The sequence below is a fragment of the Rathayibacter sp. AY1D5 genome (genome assembly GCF_002932515.1).
In the GTDB taxonomy this organism is placed as follows: Bacteria; Actinomycetota; Actinomycetes; order Actinomycetales; family Microbacteriaceae; genus Rathayibacter.
The window spans coordinates 40,667-58,178 of sequence record NZ_PSVU01000003.1; the positions used below are offsets into that span (position 1 = coordinate 40,667).

A 17,512-nucleotide genomic window follows, 5' to 3' on the forward strand; every position below is an offset into this window, starting at 1 on the left:
GCCCTGATCATCCCGGCCGCGATCCCCGGCCGCACCCCCTTCCGGAAGGCTGTGGACCGGGACGTTCCGGGCCCGCCGCGGAGGTTCGAGGCGTAGCGTTCCCGGCATGAGCATTGACTGGAAGCGCTGGACGCCCGTCGCCGTCGTCCCCGCGGTCGTCGTCGCCGCGGCCGTCGCCCTCCCCCTCTCGGCGAGCGCCGCGGGAGACCTCCCCGAGAAGTCCGCCGCCGACCTCCTCGCCTTCGTCGCCGAGAGCGACACCACGGCGTTCTCCGGCGAGATCCGGCAGACCTCGGACCTCGGCCTGCCCGACCTCTCGGCGCTCGGCGGCTCGGCCGGCTCGGCGTCCGCCGACCCTGCCGACTCCCTCGTCGAGCTCGCCACGGGCTCGCACCAGGCGCGCGTGTACGTCGACGCCGAGAAGGGCGCGCGCCTCCAGGTGCTCGACCGGCTGGCCGAGCGCGACGTCGTCGCCTCGACGACCGACGGAGTCTGGATCTACGACTCGAGCGCGAACACCGCCACCCACCTCGTGCCTCCCGCGGGCGGAGCCCCCGAGGCCTCGCCGGGCGATCAGGTCGTCACGCCGTCGTCCGCCGCCGAGCAGCTGCTCGCCGCGATCGACCCGACGACCACGGTCGCGGTCGGCTCGGACGTCAGCGTCGCCGGGCGCGACGCGTACGAGCTCGTGCTCACGCCCCGCGACGGCGGCACCCTCGTGGGCTCCGTGACCGTCTCGGTCGACGGCGAGACGGGCCTCCCGCTCGGGGTAGCCGTGACCGCCCGCGGGGGCACCGCGCCCGCGTTCAGCGTCGCGTACACGAGCATCGACTTCTCGACGCCCGACGCGTCCCTCTTCTCCTTCACGCCCCCGGCCGGCGCCGAGGTGACGGAGCAGGCCGCTCCGGTCGACGACGCGGCGGACTCCTCCGACGCGCCCGCCGCGGGCACGGCCGAGCACTCCGACGTCGTCACCACGGGCTCCGGCTGGACGAGCGTCGTCGAGCTGCCCGCCGGTGACGCCGACGCGCTCTCCTCGCTCGACGCTGTCACCACGCCGGTCGACGGCGGCCGCATCCTCTCCTCCGCCCTGCTGACCGTCCTCGTCACCGACGACGGACGCGTCCTCGCCGGAGCGGTCCCGGCCGAGACGCTCCGCGACGCGGCCTCCGCTCGGTGACGGCGGGCGAGCTCGCAGTCGAGACGCGGGGCCTCACCAAACGCTTCGGGCGCCAGGAGGCGGTCTCCGGTCTCGACCTCGCCGTTCCCCGCGGCGCCGTCTTCGGCTTCCTCGGCCCGAACGGCTCGGGCAAGACCACGACGATCCGGATGCTGCTCGCCCTCGCCGCGCCGACCGCGGGCAGCATCACCGTCCTCGGGCAGGCCATGCCCCGGCGCGCGGCCGAGGTCCTGCCCCGGGTGGGGGCGCTGGTCGAGGGGCCGGGCTTCTACCCGTTCCTCTCCGGAGCGGCCAACCTCCGGCGCTTCGACGCCGCGGAGGCGGGCACCTCGTCCCGCACCCGCGACACCCGTGCGAAGGAGGCCCTCGCCCGCGTCGGTCTCTCGGCCGCGGCGCGCAAGAAGGTCGGCTCCTACTCCCTGGGCATGAAGCAGCGGCTCGGCATCGCGGTCGCCCTGCTCTCGCCGCGCGACCTGATCGTGCTGGACGAGCCCACGAACGGCCTCGATCCGCAGGGCACCCGCGAGGTCCGCGCTCTCGTGCGCGGACTGAACCAGGACGGCACGACCGTCCTCGTCTCCAGCCACCTCCTCGCCGAGATCGAGCAGCTCTGCACCCACGCCGCCGTCATGCGTACCGGGCGCCTCGTCGCCCAGGGCGGGCTCGACGAGCTGCGCGGGGACGCCGCCTCGGTCGAGCTGCTGACGCCCGACCGCGAGCGCGCGATCGTGGCCCTGCACACCCGGGGTCTGGAGCCGCGCACCGCGCCGGGCCCGCACCCCGCCGATCCGCCGCTGGTCGTCGCCGCTCTGCCGCCCGGGCTCGCGGCCGAGACGCTGGTGGCCGACCTCGTGCGGGCCGACGTCCGCGTCCGCGGGTTCGCCGTCCGCCGCCCCTCGCTCGAGGAGCGCTTCGTCGAGCTGACCGGGGAGGGCTTCGATGTCGAGCGCTGACGCGACCGTCCGCCGAGCAGGGATCGGGTCCCTGCTCGCCTCCGAGCTCGCCCTGCTCTTCCGCCGGCGCCGCACCTGGGCGCTGCTCGCGGCCCTGGCCGCCATCCCGATCCTGCTCGCCGTCGCGGTGCGGCTCTCGGGCGGCGACGGAGGCGGGCCCTCCTTCGTGGGCGCGATCGCCGGCAACGGCCTCTTCACCGGCTTCGCGGCCATCACGGTCGCCGTCCCGCTGTTCCTCCCGCTCACGGTCGGGGTCGTCGCCGGCGACGCGATCGCGGGCGAGGCCTCGCTCGGGACGCTGCGCTACCTGCTGGTCAGCCCCGTCGGCCGCGTGCGGCTGCTCGCGGTGAAGTTCGCCGCCTCCCTCGCCTTCTGCCTCGCCGCAGCACTCACCGTCATGGTGGTCGGGATCCTGATCGGCCTGGCGCTCTTCCCGGCGGGACCGGTGACGCTGCTCTCCGGCAGCACCGTCCCGCTCGCCGACGCGATCGGCCGGGCCCTGGCGATCGCCGTGTACGCGGCGCTCTCGCTGGTCGGGCTCTCGGCGATCGGCCTCTTCATCTCGACGCTGACCGATGTGCCGGTCGGCGCCATGGCGGCCACCGTCGTCGTCTCCATCGCGGCGCAGATCGTCGGCTCGCTCTCGCAGCTGGACGCCCTCCACCCGTTCCTGCTGACCGACCGGTGGTTCGACTTCGCCGACCTCCTGCGCGACCCGATCGCGTGGAGCTCCTTCGGCGAGAACGCGCTGCTCCAGCTCGCCTACGTCGCCGTGTTCGGGTCCCTCGCGATCGGCCGCTTCACCACCCGCGACATCCTCTCCTGATCCTGGGACGACGGAGGCCGCCCTCCCGCACTGCGGTGGAGGCGGCCTCCGATGTCGACGGGGTCAGTCCTGGGGAGCGATCCCGAAGCTGACGGAGCCGCCCTCGTCCACCTGCGCGTCGAGGACCTTGTCGCCGAGAGCGACGGAGGCGGCGACGTCGAGGAACACGCGCGCTCCGTCCTGCTCCACGACGGCGTCCGTCGTCTCGGGGGCCGCGGCGACCGCGACAGCGAAGTTGCGGGCGTCGAGATCGGTGCCGCTGATGCGCAGGCCTCCCTCGACGGGGGTCTCGGTCTGCCCGGTGATGGTCTTGACGACGGTGCTGGCGTTGTCGGTGAGCGTGAGCATCGGGTCGTTCCTTCCGTCCGTGGTCGATGAGGGGGCCACGTTGCCGGGATCCGGCGGCACCCTCAAGGCGGCGGAGCGGATGTGGAGGGGATGCACACCTGGACGGCCCGGGGAGTCGCGGCGCTCGCCGGAGCCGCGCCGGGCCGGGGGCGCCGCATCGCCTGCCACACTGGCCGGATGCACCCCGCCGACTCCTGCCCCTGCGGAAGCCGCCGCCACTACGCCGACTGCTGCCGCCCCGCCCACCTCGGCGAGGAGCCCTCGCCGACGGCGGAGCGCCTGATGCGCAGCCGCTACAGCGCGAACGTCCTCGGCAGCGCTCCCTACCTGCTCGCGAGCTGGCACCCCTCGACCCGGCCGCGCCGCATCGACCTCGATCCCGACCTCCAGTGGCGCCGGCTCCAGATCGTCGACACCTCGTTCGGCGGGGAGGGCGACGAGGAGGGCCTGGTCGAGTTCCGCGCCTCCTACCGCTCGCCCGCCGGCCCAGGCCTCGTGCACGAGCGCAGCCGCTTCCTGCGCGAGGACGGTCGCTGGCTCTACGTCGACGGCGAGATGCTCGGCGACGAGGCCTGATCCGTCCGGGCCGTCCTACTCTGGAGGCATGGCCAAGGACTTCCGCCGGGCGGACGACGCGTCGCGCTACGAGCTCCACCTCGACGGCGCCTTGGTGGGCGTCCTCGACTACCGCGAGGCGCCCGGCAGCGTCTCCCTCGTCCGCTCCTTCACGACCCCGCCCTTCCGAGGCCGCGGGCTCGCAGGAGAGCTGGTCTCCTTCGCCGTCGACGACATCGAGGCCGCCGGCGGGCGGAGCGTCGTGCCGATGTGCTGGTACGTCGGGCAGTGGTTCGAGCAGCACCCCGAGAAGGCGCACCTCCTCGCTCCCTCCTGAGCCGCTCACTCACTCGCGGACCGCGGGCTCCACTCCGGCCAGGTCCGGGCCGAGGCCGATGTCGACCAGGCGCAGACGGCCCGCGTAGGAGTCGCCCGGAGGCAGCAGCAGACCGGCCTTGATCGCGCCGAAGGCGACCGTCACATCGGCGCGCAGCACGGTGGGATCGGGGACCGACCCGTCGTCGGGATGGATGCCGCTCGGCAGGTCGACCGCGACGACCACCGGGCGCTCGGCCCGCCGCTCCAGCGCGTCGAGCACCGCCTCGACGACGACGCGCGGCCGCCCCCGCAGCGCGGGCTCCGTCGCTCCGATGCCGAGGATCCCGTCGACCAGGACATTCGCCCGCGCCACCGCCGCGGCGAGGCCGGGCGCGTCGTCGGCCGGCACCTGCCCGCAGCCCTCGTCGAGCGCCACGGCGAGGCCCCGGCGGTGCACCCGCTCGGCCGTGAGGACGAGGACGACGTCGGTTCCGGAGGAGGAGAGCTCGGCGGCCGCGTAGAGCGCGTCACCGCCGTTGTCGCCCGGACCGACCAGGACGAGCACCGAGGCCGGACGGGAGCGGTCGGAGCGCCCGGCGAGCACGAGACGCAGCTCGCGGGCGAGGCCGTCGGCGGCGCGCTGCATCAGCGGCTCCCGCCGGGCCAGGTGCGGAGCCTCGGCGGCCCGCACCTGCGCGGACGTGTATCCCTCGACCATGCGCTCCACTGTGCGCGCGGCGCTGCGGGCGTGCAACCCCGTCAGCTCTCCTGCACCGCCCGGTCCGACTCCTCGACGATCGCCCGCATCGCGGCCTCCGCAGCGTCCGCGTCGCCCGAGGCGACGGCGGCGGCCACCGCCCGGTGCAGCCGCACCGCGGTGGAGTCGGCCTCGCGCGGCATGAGCGCATTGCGGGTGCGGCCGGCGAGGACCTCGGCGACCAGATCGCCCAGCTGCGCGAGCATCCGGTTGCCGGACGCGGCCAGGAGGGAGCGGTGGAAGGCGGTGTCGGCGGCGAGGTAGGCGGACTGGTCGGCTGCGCGGGAGTGGGTGGAGAGGGCGTCGCCCGCCTCCGTGAGCGCCCGCCGCTGCTCCTCGGTCGCGTTCGCCGCGGCGAGCCGGGCGGCGAGCGGCTCCACCCCGAGGCGGAGCTCGCTGAGCTGGTGCAGCTGGCGCCGCCGGTCCGGGCCGTCCAGTCCCCATGCGACGACCCGCGTGTCCAGGGCGTTCCAGCACTCCGGAGGCTGGACCCGCGTCCCCGCGCGGCGGCGGGACGTCACGAGCCCGAGCGTCTCGAGGACGCGCACCGCCTCCCGCATCACCGAGCGGGAGACCCCGCGCCGCTCCGCACGCTCGTCGGCGCTGAAGGTGGTGCCCGGCGCGAGCTCGCCGCGCACGATCTGCGAGCCGAGCTCGTCCAGCACCGAGTGGTGCAGCGAGGGCGTCGGCGCGGGCATGCGGTCATCCTGCCATCGCCGGAGTCGCGCCCCGGCCGATCTTCGGGCATGATCGGGACACACGCAGGTTATGTCGGACAAAAGCCGGCCGCTGGCCGTCGGCTCGACCAAGGACGCTCATGACACCGACCCTCCTCCCCGCCCTCCGCGCCGCCGCCGGGGACGCCCCCGCCACCACCGCCGGGCAGGGGCAGCTGATCCTCGCCGCCGTCGTCGGCATCGGCGTGATCGTCGTGCTGATCACCTGGCTGAAGCTGCACCCCTTCGTCTCCCTGCTGATCGGAGCGCTGACGACGGGCCTGATCGCGGGGCTGGCGGCGGCGGACGCGGTCGCCAGCTTCGCGCTGGGGTTCGGCAACACCATGGGCGGCGTCGGCATCCTCATCGGCCTCGGCGCGATGTACGGCAAGCTCCTCGCCGACTCGGGCGGCGCGGACCGCATCGTGGACACCCTCATCGCCCGCTCGAGCACTCGCGCGCTGCCGTGGATGATGGGCTTCGTCGGCGCGCTGATCGGGCTGCCGATGTTCTTCGAGGTCGGGCTCGTGCTGCTGATCCCGGTCGTGATCCTGGTCGCCCGCCGGAGCGGTCTGCCGCTGATGAAGGTGGCGATCCCGACGCTCGCCGGCCTCTCGGTGATGCACGGCCTCGTCCCGCCCCACCCCGGACCGCTGGTCGCGATCGACGCGCTCGGCGCGAACCTCGGCGTGACCCTCGCGTTCGGCGTCCTGGTCGCGATCCCCACCGTCGTCGTCGCCGGCCCGCTCTTCGGCCGGGTCGCCGCCCGCTGGGCGCCGGTGGAGACGCCGCCGCTCTTCGGCGAGGGCGCGGGCGAGACGCGCGAGCACCGCCCGGGCTTCGCCGCCGCCGTCGCGAGCATCCTGCTGCCGGTCGTGCTGATGCTGGGCAAGGCGATCGCCGACATCGCGGCCCCGGGCTCCACGGACGCCTGGAAGGGCGCCCTCGACTTCCTCGGCACGCCGACCATCGCGCTGGGGACCGCGCTCCTGGCCGGTCTGGTCCTGCTCGGCCGCGGCGGCCGGATGAACCGCACCGAGCTGCAGGCCTCGCTCTCGAGCTCGCTGCCGCCGATCGCGGGCATCCTGCTCATCGTCGGCGCGGGCGGCGGTTTCAAGCAGGTCCTCGTCGACACCGGGATCGGCGGGGTGGTCGCCCAGCTCGCGGAGGGGAGCGGCGCCTCGGCGCTGCTGCTCGCCTGGCTCGTGGCCGTCGTGATCCGCGTCGCCACCGGCTCCGCGACCGTCGCCACCGTGACCGCCGCAGGGATCCTCCAGCCGCTGACCGAGACCATGGACGGGCCGATGGTCGCCCTCATGGTGCTCGCGATCGGCGCCGGCTCGGTGTTCCTGTCGCACGTCAACGACGCCGGGTTCTGGCTGGTGAAGGAGTACCTCGGGCTCAGCATCGGCCAGACGCTCAAGACCTGGACCGTGATGGAGTGCCTGGTCTCGGTGACCGGGCTCGCCGGGGTCCTCCTGATCGGTCTCTTCGTAGGAGGTATCTGATGACCGCTCTTCCCACCGTCCCCGTCCGCGCCGTCGTCGTCATGGGCGTCTCCGGCAGCGGCAAGTCGACCGTCGCGTCGCTCCTGGCGCGCCGACTGGGCTGGGAGTTCCTCGAGGGGGACGACCTGCACCCGCAGGCGAATGTCGACAAGATGCACGCCGGCATCCCGCTGACCGACGAGGACCGGGCGCCCTGGCTGGCCGAGATCGCCCGCGTGGTGGACCAGCGGATCGCCGCGGGCGGCTCGGTCGTCGTGACCTGCTCGGCCCTGCGCCGCCGCTACCGCGACGTCCTCCGCCGCGACGACCTCGTCTTCGCGCACCTCGCGGGATCGAGGGACCGGATCGCCGGGCGGCTCGCCTCGCGGGTCGGCCACTTCATGCCGACCACGCTGCTCGACTCGCAGTTCGAGGCGCTCGAGCCCCTCGGTGACGACGAGCTCCACGTCACGGTCGACGTGGGCGGCGCTCCGGAGGAGGAGATCGCCGAGATCCTCGGGGGGCTCGGCCTCGCGCCCGCGGGCGCCTAGAGCAGCAGCGACTCCACCGGCACGGCCGGGAGGTCGAAGGCCGCGGCGACGGCGGTGTTCGTCACCCGGCCGTCGTGGGTGCTCAGGCCGCGGGCGAGCGCCGGGTCGGCGGCCAGGGCGGCCCGCCACCCGCGGTCGGCCAGCGCGAGCGCGTAGGGGAGCGTCGCGTTGGTGAGCGCGCGGGTCGAGGTCTCGGGGACGGCGCCGGGCATGTTCGCGACGCAGTAGTAGACGCTCCGGTGCACGGGGAACACCGGGTCGTCGTGCGTGGTCGGACGCGAGCCCTCGAAGCAGCCGCCCTGGTCGATCGCGATGTCGACCAGCACCGAGCCCGGCTTCATCGTGGCGACCATCTCGTCGGTCACCAGCTTGGGCGCCTTGGCGCCCGGGATGAGGACGGATCCGATCACGAGGTCGGCGTCGGCCAGCTGCGCGGCGATCTCGTAGGCCGAGGAGGCGCGGGTCTGGATCGCGCCCTGGAAGCGGTTCTCGAGCTGCGCGAGGCGGGGGAGCGAGAGGTCGACGATCGTGACGTCGGCCCCCATGCCGAGGGCGTTCGCCGCGGCGTGCTCGCCGGCCGTGCCGCCGCCGATCACGACGACCTTCGCCTTCGGAGTGCCGGGGACCCCGCCGAGCAGCGTGCCCCGTCCGCCGACGGCACTCATGAGGTGGTAGGCGCCGACCGTGATCGACAGGCGCCCGGCGACCTCGCTCATCGGCGAGAGCAGCGGCAGCCGCCGGTCGTCCAGCTGGACCGTCTCGTAGGCGATGGAGGTCGTCCCCGCCGCGAGCAGCGCATCGGTGCACGGGCGGGAGGCGGCGAGGTGGAGGTAGGTGAAGAGCACCTGGTCGCGGTGCATCCGCGGGTACTCGGCCTCGATCGGCTCCTTGACCTTGAGGACCAGCTCGGACTCGCCCCAGACCTCGTCGGGCCCGTCGACGACGAGGGCGCCGGCGCGGCGGAAGTCGTCGTCCGACACGCGCGAGCCCAGGCCCGCGCCGGCCTCGACGAGGACCTCGTGGCCGCGGCGCACCAGCTCGTGGACGCCGGCCGGAGTGGCGGCGACCCGGTTCTCGTTGTTCTTGATCTCGGTGGGGATCCCGACGCGCACGGCGGCTCCTTCGCTGCGGCCCGCGGGGCGGGCGGTGGGCGCCGATCCTGCACCGGCTCTGCCCCCATCGTGCGAAGATCGTGCCCGGAGCGGAGGAACTCCGCAGGATCGGTCGGAAGTCACCGCACGGGCCGAAGGTTCGTCGGCGGAGTGAGGGAGCGGGCGCATGCCACCGAAGGATCTGCACGACCTCGACGACCTGGATCCGGTCGATCGGACCCTGGTGCGCCTCCTCCGCGCCGACGCGCGGACGCCCAACAGCCGGCTCGCCGAGCGCGCCGGCATCGCCCCGTCGACCTGCGTCGCACGCGTCCGGGGCCTCGTCGAGCGCGGCGTCATCACCGGCTTCACCGCCGAGCTCGACCCGGCGGCGCTCGGCCTGACCCTGCAGGCGCTGATCAGCGTCAGCATCCGCGTCGGCCAGCGCCAGGCGATCACGCGCTTCGCGGAGGAGATCCGCGCGCTGCCCGAGGTGGTGCAGGTGTTCTTCCTCGGCGGCTCGGAGGACTTCATCATCCACGTCGCGGTCCGCGACTCCAGCGACGTGCGGGACTTCGTGGTCTCGAACCTCTCGGCGAACCCGGCGGTGGCCTCGACGCGCACGAGCCTGGTGTTCGACCACCACCGCAAGGGCCCGGCGGTCCCCGAGTAGCGCGGGCAGGCGCGGGTCCGAGCGGCCGCTCGGCCCGCGTCCGTCCCTCGGGGCTAGTGCGCCCCGGGGTTCACGTCGCCGCCCCCGCGCTGCATGAGGCCGGGGATGCGCTTGGCGAGCCCCGGGATCGCCTCGTCCGAGATCGAGATCCGCGTGTCGCGCAGGCGCTGGCGCAGCAGGGTCTCGACGTCCTCCTCCGGTCGCAGCTCGGCGTCGCCGGCGACCTGCAGCAGCACGCCGCGCAGCTTCTCGTCGAGCTGCGCGTCGTCGCTGCCGTGCTGGATCGGGTGGTCCTGGGATGCGTTCGTCATGCCTCCATGCTGGCACCGGCGACCCCGTGCCGAGAGGACTTGCGCCGCGGCAGGATGGTCGCATGCCGTTCACCCGCGCCGAGCTCGCAGCGTTCCAGGACCGCACCGTCGAGGACCTGCTGGGTGACGACGTCCGGCTCCTCTTCGTCGGCATCAACCCGGGACTGTGGACCGCCGCCACCGGCGCGCACTTCGCCCACCCCGGCAACCGCTTCTACCCGGCGCTCGTCGCGGCCGGGATCCTCGAGCGCGCGCCGCGCGTGTCCGAGGGGATGAGCGCCGCGGACCGCGCGGAGCTCGTCTCCCGCGGCGTCGGCATCACCAATCTCGCCTCCCGGGCGACCGCCCGCGCCGACGAGCTGACCGCGGAGGAGCTGCGCGAGGGCGCTCAGCGGCTGGTCGCCACCGTGGAGCGGGTGCGGCCCCGGGCCGTCGCGGTCGTCGGCATCACCGCCTACCGGATCGCGTTCGGACGCCGCAGGGCGGTGCAGGGCAGGCAGGAGGAGGACGTGGCGGGCGCGCCGCTCTGGGTGCTGCCGAACCCGAGCGGCCTGAACGCGCACGACACCGTCGCCTCGCTCGGGCGCGCCTACCGCGAGCCGGCGCTCGAGGCGGGGATCGTCTCTTCCGACGCGCTCCTGCCCGGGGACGTCGGACCCCGCCCGCAGGAATAGCCGTCGACCCCCGGAGGTTGCAGAAGTCCATGAGTATGCATGAAGTCAAGTTCGGCGTCGACACGTTCGGCGACGTCACCGCCGGCCCCGACGGCGCCCCGCTGCCGCACGGCCAGGTCCTCCGCGACGTGGTCGAGGAGGGAGTCCTGGCCGACCGGGTCGGCATCGACTTCTTCGGGATCGGCGAGCACCACCGCGCCGACTTCGCCGTGAGCGCACCGGATGTCGTGCTCGCCGCCATCGCGGCCCGCACCGAGCGCATCCACCTCGGCTCCGCCGTGACGGTCCTCTCCTCGGACGACCCGGTGCGCGTCTACCAGCGCTTCGCCACCCTCGACGGACTCTCCGGCGGCCGGGCCGAGGTCATCCTCGGCCGCGGCTCCTTCACCGAGTCCTTCCCGCTCTTCGGCTACGACCTCGCGCAGTACGAGGTCCTCTTCGAGGAGAAGCTCGACCTCTTCCACGCCCTGATCCAGGGCGGCCCGGTCACCTGGCAGGGCACGACCCGCCCCGCGCTCACCGAGCAGAGCGTCTACCCGACCCTCGACAACGGCACCCTCCGCACCTGGATCGGCGTCGGCGGCAGCCCCGAGTCGGTCGTCCGCGCCGCCCGGTACGGCTTCCCGCTCGTCCTGGCGATCATCGGCGGCTCGCCGGCCCGCTTCCGCCCCTACGTCGACCTCTTCGGCCGCGCGCTCGACCAGCTCGAGCAGCCCCGCCTCCCGGTCGCCGTGCACTCGCCCGGCTTCGTCGCCGACACCGACGAGGAGGCGCGCGAGCTGTACTTCCCGCACCACAAGGCGATGATGGACGCCATCGGCCGCGAGCGCGGCTGGTCCCCGATGACCCGCGAGCGCTTCGAGGAGGAGGCCGGCCCCGACGGCGCCATCCACCTCGGCTCGCCCGAGACGGTCGCCCGGAAGATCGCGCGAACGGTCGAGGCCCTGGGCATCGACCGCTTCGACCTCAAGTACAGCGCCGGGACGCTGCCGCACCCGGCGATCATGCGCAACATCGAGCTCTACGGCACGCAGGTCATCCCGCGGGTGCGCGAGCTGCTCGCGCACTGACCCCCGCCGGGCGCCCGTTCCCCCGCTGGGCGCTCGGCGCGTTCCGAGCCGACGCGGTGCGCGCTCCCACCGGGCGCCCGGCCCGCGTCGATACACTCGGAACCCCCCGCCCCGACCCTCCCGGAAGCACATGCCCGACAGCCACGCCGCCCGCACCCCCTACGAGGTGCTGGGCGTCGCCGCCACCGCGTCCGACGACGAGCTCCGCCGGGCGTACCGGCTCCGCCTCCGCGAGACCCATCCGGACACGGGAGGCGACGCCGCGTCGTTCCACGCGGTGCAGCTCGCCTGGGAGCGGATCGGCAGCGCCTCCGCCCGCGGCGACTACGACCGAGGCGCTCCCGCCCCCGGGAGGTCCTCCCCGCAGTCGCCGTACACCGGCTCACCGCGCCCGCAGACCGCCTCGGCCGTGCGCGCCCGCTCCTACGGTCACCCGGGAGGCGCGGCGCGCGAGTACTACCTGCGCCTGGTGCGCGAGTGGCTCGGCCGCGGCGTCGAGACCGAGGACCCCTTCGACCCGGCGATCGTCCGCTCCGCTCCTCGCGAGGTCCGCTCCTGGCTCGCGAAGGCTCAGGCCGAGGAGGCGACGGCCGCGCTCGTCGGCGCGCTCGGCATCGCCTACACGATCTGGAACGACGTCGCGGTCGGCGACGGCGGGCTCAAGATCGACCACCTCGTGCTCGGGCCGGCCGGCCTGCTCGCGCTGACCTCCGCCGACTGGGGCGACCCGGTCCGCCTGAGGAAGGGCGAGCTCGAGGGCCCCGGGATCGCCGAGGACGAGAAGCCGATCGCCTCGCTCGCGAAGGCCGCGCGCCGTCTCGGCCGCGAGCTGGGCGTCCGCTTCTCGACGAGCGTCGTGGTCGTGCCGGACGAGGCGCTGGAGCAGCCGTTCGAGCAGGTCGAGCGCGGCAGGCACCAGGGCGCCGTCGTCATCCGCCGCTCGCTGCTGCCGCAGCTGCTGCGCTCCGGCACGGACGACCCGCGGCTCGGCGGGTACGGCGAGTCGTTCGAGGTCCGCACCCGCGTGCAGAACCGCATCCGCTTCGTCTGACGCCGCGCTAGCCGCCGCTCGCGACCGGGGCAAGGGGTTAGCGCGCATCCGGCGCCCCGCCCACCATGGGACGTGCCCCCGGGCATCCCACGACGAGCGGAACGAGGACGGACCATGGTGCGATTCGGATACACCCTGATGACCGAGCAGAGCGGACCCAAGCAGCTGGTGGGCTACGCGGTCGACGCCGAGAGGCTCGGCTTCGAGTTCGCGGTCTCGAGCGACCACTACTCGCCGTGGCTGACCGAGCAGGGGCACGCCTCCTACGCCTGGACGCTGCTCGGAGCGGTCGCGCAGGCCACGTCGACCATCGACCTCACGACCTACGTCACCGCGCCGACCATCCGCTACCACCCGGCCGTGGTGGCGCAGAAGGCCGCGACGCTCGCGATCCTCTCCGACGACCGCTTCACGCTCGGCCTCGGCTCGGGCGAGAACCTCAACGAGCACGTCGTCGGCGAGGGCTGGCCCTCGGTCGCCGTGCGCCAGGACATGCTCGAGGAGGCCGTCCACCTCATCCGCGAGCTGCACACCGGCGAGCTGGTGACCTGGGAGGGCGAGTACTTCCGCGTCGACTCCGCCCGCATCTGGGACCTGCCGGACACGCCGGTCGAGATCGGCCTGGCGGTCTCGGGGGAGAAGTCGATCGCCCGCTTCGCGCCGATCGGCGACCACCTCATCACGACCGAGCCCGACGCCGAGCTGATCTCGCAGTGGTCCGCGGTCCGCGGTGCGGACGCCGCCCCCTCGCGCACGATCGGCCAGATCCCGATCTGCTGGGCGCCGGACAAGGAGCAGGGAGTGGCGCTGGCCCACGAGCAGTTCCGCTGGTTCGCCGGCGGCTGGGCGGTCAACTCCGATCTGCCGACCCCCGCCGGCTTCGCCGGAGCGAGCCAGTTCGTGCGCCCGGAGGACGTCGCCGAGCAGATCGCCTGCGGCCCCGACCTCGACGAGCTCGCCCAGAGCTTCGTGCCCTACATCGAGGCGGGGTTCACCGACATCGCCCTCGTCCAGGTCGGCGACGAGCTGCAGCAGCGGTTCCTCGACGAGGCGGCGGAGGGGCTCCTGGAGCGCCTGCGCACGCTCGCCCCCTGAGGCCGCTGCCGGGTCGCGCGGTCAGAATCCGCGGAGCCGCACGATGTCGCGCCGGTCGCGCTTCGTCGGGCGGCCCGCTCCGCGGTCACGGACGATCACGCCCGGCGCGGACTCCCGGGGTGGCGGCGGGGGCGTCCGGTCCTCCATGCACTCGGCGGCCACCGGCGCACCGACCCGCTTGACCACGAGTCCGCGGACGATCAGCTCCCGGTCGAAGCCGCCGATCCGGGCGCGGACCTCGTCGCCGACCCGCACAGTCTGCGCCGCCTTGGCCCGCTCGCCGTTGACGCGGATGTGGCCGGCCCGGGCAGCGGTCGTCGCGGCGGAGCGCGTCTTGTAGATGCGCACCGCCCAGAGCCACGCGTCCACCCGCACGGCACCGGTCACCGGGATCTGCATCCCCCCAGTCTACGAACGGCGCCCGCTCGCCACCCACCCCGCGGTCCTACACTGGCCGCCGACAAGGAGGTTCCCATGAACCGAGACGACAGCATCTACACCGGAGCGGACGCCGCGCTGCGGAGCGGCGACGACCGCATGGTCGCGGCGAACGACAGCTCCGGAGCCGGCGAACCCGTGGCGACGTCGGCATGAGCACGACGAGCGGCGAGGGCACCGGGGTCCCCACCCGCGGCGCGCCTCCGCAGAGCGGATCCCCGTCCGAGCTGCGCCCCACCGGCTTCCCGCACGCGGGCCTGGAGTTCTCGCTCGTCCCGTCCGGGCACGAGGAGTGGCGGATCGAGCACCCGGGCGGTCGCACCGTCGGCGTCCTCGCCGTCATCTCGCACGCGGGCGAGGAGTCGGAGGCCGTGTTCGTCACGCGCCGCGTCGGCTCCGAGGACGCCGTGGCCGAGGGCACCGACTGGCGCGGCATCGTCTCGGCCGTGATCAACGACGAGGCGGCGGACGAGCGCGATCCGGTCCAGCTCGACCCCACCGTCGAGCACGTCCGCGGCGGACTGATCAGCCGCGGCCCCGCGGACGTCGACGGCCTCTCCTGAGCCCTCTCTCCTCCGGGACGCCGTTCGCGCTCGGCGCGGGGCGTCCCACGGAGGAGGGTCGGACGCTCAGCGGGCGAGCAGCGCGGCGTTGATCCGGGCCGAGAGGTCGGCGTCGACGCGGCGGTCGGTCCCGTCGACGGCGCGGACGGGAGCGGCGTTGCGCGCGCTCGAGACCAGCCACGCCGCGTCCGCCGCCTCCAGATCGCCCGCGCGCAGCGGACGCACCGCCGTCCCGAGGCCGAGGCCCGGCGCGAGCGCGAACAGGTCGGCCTGCGTGGTGCCGGGCAGCAGCCCGAGGCTCGGCGGAGGAGTCACGAGCTCCCCGCCCGCCAGCAGCACGAGGTTCGAGGTCGGCCCCTCGAGCAGGTAGCCGTCGCTCGACACGAACAGGGCGTCGTCGGCACCGCGCCGGGCGGCCTCCCGCGCGGCCGCACGGTTCACCGCGTACGAGAGCGTCTTCGCGCCGGCGAGCAGCCAGGGGGACGTCGACTGCACGTCGGAGCGCAGCCCGCGGTCCAGGAGCACCACGCGCACGCCGTCGCGGCGGGCCGGGCCGAAGTCCGGGCTGGTCTGCACGAAGACGACGCCGGTGGGCCGCCCGCCGCCCTCGACGCCGCGGGTCAGGATCGTCTTCACCATCGCCTCGTCTACGGGCGGGTGCGCGGCCACCGCCGCTCCGATCGCCTCGAGCCAGGCGGCCCGGTCCGGCCGGGGCAGGTCGAGCATCCGGGCCGAGCGCTCGAAGCGGTCCAGGTGCGCGTCGAGCGCCTGCAGCCGTCCGTCGACGAGGTTGATCGTCTCGAACACGCCGTCGCCGCGGGTGAAGCCGAGGTCGGTGACGTCCAGATCGCCGCGCCCGCTCGGATCGATGCGGTGCGCGGGTCCTCCCGGCGAGTGCGCCTCGGCGTCGAGGGAGGGTCGGTCGAGGACGACGAGGGTCTCAGCGGGCATGGGCGGTGCGGTCCTTCCGAAAGCGGCGGCGGGGGGAGAAGCGGAGCAGCGCGATCGTCAGCAGGGCGCCGATCAGAGAGCCGCTGCCGTTCGAGACCAGGTCCTGCACGTCGGAGACGCGGGTCGGCAGCCACAGCAGCTGCGCGGTCTCGACGGCCGCCGACACCCCGAGCCCGATGGCGGCGGCCCACAGGCGGCGCCCCGCCGGCAGCTGCGCGGCGATCAGCGCACCGAGCGGCACGAAGAGCAGCACGTTCGCGGTGAACTCCGCCACGTCGAAGTCGAACCAGCCGGTGAGCGGCGTGGAGGCGAGGAAGGCGATGATCCCGCGGATCAGCGCGTTGGGCTCCCCGGCCGGGTAGGGCGCGGGCGTCAGCGTGATCAGGGCGATCAGCGCGAGCCAGGCGAGCGTCGCGAGGCGGAGGGGTCTCGAGCGGCGCATCGTCCGATTCTGCCAGCCCGTCGGGGTCGGGTGCGGCGGGCGCGGTGTGGGAGGCTGGAGGGCATGACCAGCGAGGACCCCGGCGCGGACGCCGTGCTCCCGCGCCACCCCTTCGACGCGTCGCTCGGCGACGGCTGGGTCGAGATCGGCGACGGACGCCGCTTCTGGGGACGCTTCGGCGCCGCCGGCCTCCTCCTGCGCGATCCGTCGGGACGCGTCCTGCTCCAGCACCGCGTCAGCTGGAGCCACTTCGGGGACACCTGGGGGCTGCCCGGCGGCGCCCGTCACCCCGAGGAGACGGCCTTCGAGGCGGCCCTCCGGGAGTCGGAGGAGGAGGCGGGCGTCCCCGCCGACCTGATCCTGCCCGTGCTCTCCAGCGTCGTCGTGATCGGACCGTGGAGCTACTCCACCGTCCTGGCCGAGTCCCGCGAGCACTTCGCTCCCCGCATCAGCGACGCCGAGAGCACCGAGCTGCGCTGGGTCGCCCCCGAGGACGTCGCCTCCCTGCCGCTGCACCCGGGCTTCGGGGCGGCCTGGCCGGGCCTGCGCGCGCTCGGCTCCTCGATCCCAGTGCTCGTCGTGGACGCCGCCAACGTGGTCGGCTCACGCCCCGACGGCTGGTGGCGCGACCGCGCCGGCGCCGCGGAGCGCCTCCTCGCCTCCCTGGCCCGCCTCGCGGAGGCCGGCGTCCCCGGCCGTCTCCTGGGGATCGACGCCGACACGGTCTGGCCGCGCATCGCCGTGGTGCTCGAGGGAGTGGCGCGCGCCGCCCGTCCGGAGGCGGGCGCTCTCACGGAGCGGCTGACGGTCCACGCGGCCGACGGCTCGGGCGACGACGCGATCGTCGAGCTGGTCGGCGCGCTCGAGACCGCGGTCGTCGTGACAGCCGACCGTGGACTGGCCGCCCGCGTCGAGGCGCTCGGGGCCGCCGTGGTCGGTCCGAGGTCGCTGCTCGACCTCCTCGATCCCGCCCGGGAATAGGCCGCGGGGGCACCCGGTTGCATCCCCCATGGCTACGACTGCGATGACCCTCGACTCCCACGACCAGACGATCGCCGACGGCATCGTCCTCATCGACTTCTGGGCCGACTGGTGCGGCCCGTGCAAGCAGTTCGCTCCGGTCTTCGAGGCCACGAGCGAGAAGAACGCCGACATCACCTTCGCGAAGGTCGACACGGAGGACCAGCAGCAGCTCGCCGCGAGCTACGGCATCTCCTCCATCCCCACCCTCGTGGTGTACCGCGACGGCATCCCGCTGATGGCTCAGCCCGGCGCCCTGCCCGCCCCCGCGCTCGACAACCTGATCGAGCAGGTCCGCGGCCTCGACATGGTCGAGGTGCGCCGCCAGTACGAGGAGGCGAAGGCCGCTCAGGAGGCCGGCGCCGCCCCGCAGGCCTGATCCGCCCGGCGCCTCGACCCGCTCCGCAGGCGGGAGGCGCCCGCAGACGCACGAGAACCCCCG

23 protein-coding genes are annotated in these 17,512 nt (G+C 74.4%); 15 read left to right on the forward strand and 8 right to left on the reverse strand.

Translation table 11 applies throughout. The features are described from left to right. Positions 1-106: 106 nt before the first annotated feature. From C5C82_RS01635 to C5C82_RS01645, 3 genes are read left to right on the forward strand one after another with little or no spacing between them, the layout of a single operon-like run. On the forward strand, positions 107-1,180 hold the full coding sequence (locus C5C82_RS01635; RefSeq protein WP_104273305.1) for a DUF2092 domain-containing protein: 1,074 nt from the start codon (positions 107-109) through the stop codon (positions 1,178-1,180). Further along, positions 1,177-2,133, forward strand: coding sequence for an ABC transporter ATP-binding protein (locus C5C82_RS01640; RefSeq protein ID WP_104225399.1), 957 nt, complete (start codon positions 1,177-1,179; stop codon positions 2,131-2,133). Before C5C82_RS01635 ends, C5C82_RS01640 begins: the two co-directional genes overlap by 4 nt. Continuing rightward, entirely contained in the window at positions 2,120-2,959 is an 840-nt protein-coding gene (locus C5C82_RS01645; RefSeq protein ID WP_104255477.1) for an ABC transporter permease, read from the forward strand. Before C5C82_RS01640 ends, C5C82_RS01645 begins: the two co-directional genes overlap by 14 nt. Positions 2,960-3,022: 63 nt before the next feature. Here the strand turns inward: C5C82_RS01645 and C5C82_RS01650 are convergent, their stop codons facing one another. Beyond that, positions 3,023-3,307, reverse strand: coding sequence for a hypothetical protein (locus C5C82_RS01650; RefSeq protein ID WP_104222553.1), 285 nt, complete (start codon positions 3,305-3,307; stop codon positions 3,023-3,025). 90 nt (positions 3,308-3,397) lie between these two features. Here C5C82_RS01650 and C5C82_RS01655 point away from each other — a divergent pair, with 90 nt between their 5' ends. Together C5C82_RS01655 and C5C82_RS01660 are read left to right on the forward strand one after the other, a co-directional pair. Beyond that, positions 3,398-3,883 carry a YchJ family protein gene (locus tag C5C82_RS01655; protein ID WP_258063454.1) on the forward strand — a complete coding sequence of 162 codons (486 nt, stop codon included), beginning with the start codon at positions 3,398-3,400 and terminating at the stop codon, positions 3,881-3,883. Between the two features lie 28 nt (positions 3,884-3,911). Then, positions 3,912-4,199, forward strand: a complete 288-nt coding sequence (locus tag C5C82_RS01660; RefSeq protein ID WP_104222554.1) for a GNAT family N-acetyltransferase — start codon at positions 3,912-3,914, stop codon at positions 4,197-4,199. A gap of 9 nt (positions 4,200-4,208) precedes the next feature. Here the strand turns inward: C5C82_RS01660 and C5C82_RS01665 are convergent, their stop codons facing one another. Next, a complete protein-coding gene (locus tag C5C82_RS01665; protein WP_104354516.1) occupies positions 4,209-4,898 on the reverse strand; it encodes an NAD(P)H-hydrate epimerase in 690 nt (229 codons plus the stop codon). A gap of 41 nt (positions 4,899-4,939) precedes the next feature. Continuing rightward, positions 4,940-5,635 (reverse strand): FadR/GntR family transcriptional regulator, encoded by a 696-nt coding sequence (locus C5C82_RS01670; protein ID WP_104225394.1) that lies wholly within the window; start codon positions 5,633-5,635, stop codon positions 4,940-4,942. 119 nt (positions 5,636-5,754) lie between these two features. Between C5C82_RS01670 and C5C82_RS01675 the strand changes: the two genes are divergently transcribed. Together C5C82_RS01675 and C5C82_RS01680 are read left to right on the forward strand one after the other, a co-directional pair. After that, positions 5,755-7,161, forward strand: coding sequence for a GntP family permease (locus tag C5C82_RS01675; RefSeq protein ID WP_104354517.1), 1,407 nt, complete (start codon positions 5,755-5,757; stop codon positions 7,159-7,161). After that, entirely contained in the window at positions 7,161-7,691 is a 531-nt protein-coding gene (locus tag C5C82_RS01680) for a gluconokinase (RefSeq protein ID WP_104225392.1), read from the forward strand. Before C5C82_RS01675 ends, C5C82_RS01680 begins: the two co-directional genes overlap by 1 nt. On the opposite strand, the gene ald is transcribed toward C5C82_RS01680, so the two are convergent. Then, positions 7,688-8,803: an alanine dehydrogenase gene (ald, locus tag C5C82_RS01685; protein WP_104292453.1), complete on the reverse strand. Its 1,116-nt coding sequence runs from the start codon at positions 8,801-8,803 to the stop codon at positions 7,688-7,690. The genes C5C82_RS01680 and ald overlap by 4 nt on opposite strands. Positions 8,804-8,969: 166 nt before the next feature. On the opposite strand from ald, the gene C5C82_RS01690 reads away from it, so the two are divergent. Further along, a complete protein-coding gene (locus C5C82_RS01690) occupies positions 8,970-9,455 on the forward strand; it encodes an Lrp/AsnC family transcriptional regulator (protein WP_104222560.1) in 486 nt (161 codons plus the stop codon). 53 nt (positions 9,456-9,508) lie between these two features. Here C5C82_RS01690 and C5C82_RS01695 read toward each other — a convergent pair whose 3' ends face one another. Next, on the reverse strand, positions 9,509-9,766 hold the full coding sequence (locus C5C82_RS01695; protein ID WP_104222561.1) for a hypothetical protein: 258 nt from the start codon (positions 9,764-9,766) through the stop codon (positions 9,509-9,511). Positions 9,767-9,828: 62 nt separating this feature from the next. On the opposite strand from C5C82_RS01695, the gene C5C82_RS01700 reads away from it, so the two are divergent. From C5C82_RS01700 to C5C82_RS01715, 4 genes are all read left to right on the forward strand, one after another. Continuing rightward, positions 9,829-10,440 carry a mismatch-specific DNA-glycosylase gene (locus tag C5C82_RS01700; protein ID WP_104222562.1) on the forward strand — a complete coding sequence of 204 codons (612 nt, stop codon included), beginning with the start codon at positions 9,829-9,831 and terminating at the stop codon, positions 10,438-10,440. Between the two features lie 35 nt (positions 10,441-10,475). After that, on the forward strand, positions 10,476-11,510 hold the full coding sequence (locus C5C82_RS01705; protein ID WP_104225389.1) for an LLM class flavin-dependent oxidoreductase: 1,035 nt from the start codon (positions 10,476-10,478) through the stop codon (positions 11,508-11,510). Between the two features lie 130 nt (positions 11,511-11,640). Next, positions 11,641-12,561: a J domain-containing protein gene (locus tag C5C82_RS01710; protein WP_104292455.1), complete on the forward strand. Its 921-nt coding sequence runs from the start codon at positions 11,641-11,643 to the stop codon at positions 12,559-12,561. A 114-nt stretch (positions 12,562-12,675) separates the two neighbouring features. Beyond that, positions 12,676-13,656 carry a TIGR03557 family F420-dependent LLM class oxidoreductase gene (locus tag C5C82_RS01715; RefSeq protein WP_104295632.1) on the forward strand — a complete coding sequence of 327 codons (981 nt, stop codon included), beginning with the start codon at positions 12,676-12,678 and terminating at the stop codon, positions 13,654-13,656. Positions 13,657-13,677: 21 nt separating this feature from the next. Here the strand turns inward: C5C82_RS01715 and C5C82_RS01720 are convergent, their stop codons facing one another. Further along, positions 13,678-14,055: an RNA-binding S4 domain-containing protein gene (locus C5C82_RS01720; protein ID WP_181072827.1), complete on the reverse strand. Its 378-nt coding sequence runs from the start codon at positions 14,053-14,055 to the stop codon at positions 13,678-13,680. A 191-nt stretch (positions 14,056-14,246) separates the two neighbouring features. On the opposite strand from C5C82_RS01720, the gene C5C82_RS01725 reads away from it, so the two are divergent. Then, the gene (locus C5C82_RS01725; protein ID WP_104354518.1) at positions 14,247-14,657 is read left to right on the forward strand and encodes a hypothetical protein; all 411 of its coding nucleotides are present in this window, start codon (positions 14,247-14,249) and stop codon (positions 14,655-14,657) included. Between the two features lie 66 nt (positions 14,658-14,723). Here the strand turns inward: C5C82_RS01725 and C5C82_RS01730 are convergent, their stop codons facing one another. Both C5C82_RS01730 and C5C82_RS01735 read right to left on the reverse strand, forming a co-directional pair. Beyond that, positions 14,724-15,608 carry an aminotransferase class IV gene (locus C5C82_RS01730; protein ID WP_104295634.1) on the reverse strand — a complete coding sequence of 295 codons (885 nt, stop codon included), beginning with the start codon at positions 15,606-15,608 and terminating at the stop codon, positions 14,724-14,726. Next, positions 15,598-16,050: a VanZ family protein gene (locus C5C82_RS01735; RefSeq protein WP_104295635.1), complete on the reverse strand. Its 453-nt coding sequence runs from the start codon at positions 16,048-16,050 to the stop codon at positions 15,598-15,600. The genes C5C82_RS01730 and C5C82_RS01735 overlap by 11 nt, the downstream gene beginning before the upstream one ends. 63 nt (positions 16,051-16,113) lie before the next feature. On the opposite strand from C5C82_RS01735, the gene C5C82_RS01740 reads away from it, so the two are divergent. Beyond that, complete coding sequence (locus tag C5C82_RS01740) at positions 16,114-17,031, forward strand: NUDIX domain-containing protein (protein WP_104295636.1); 918 nt, start codon at positions 16,114-16,116, stop codon at positions 17,029-17,031. A 28-nt stretch (positions 17,032-17,059) separates the two neighbouring features. Beyond that, positions 17,060-17,449, forward strand: coding sequence for a thioredoxin (gene trxA / locus C5C82_RS01745; RefSeq protein WP_104225382.1), 390 nt, complete (start codon positions 17,060-17,062; stop codon positions 17,447-17,449). The last annotated feature ends 63 nt before the right edge of the window (positions 17,450-17,512 follow it).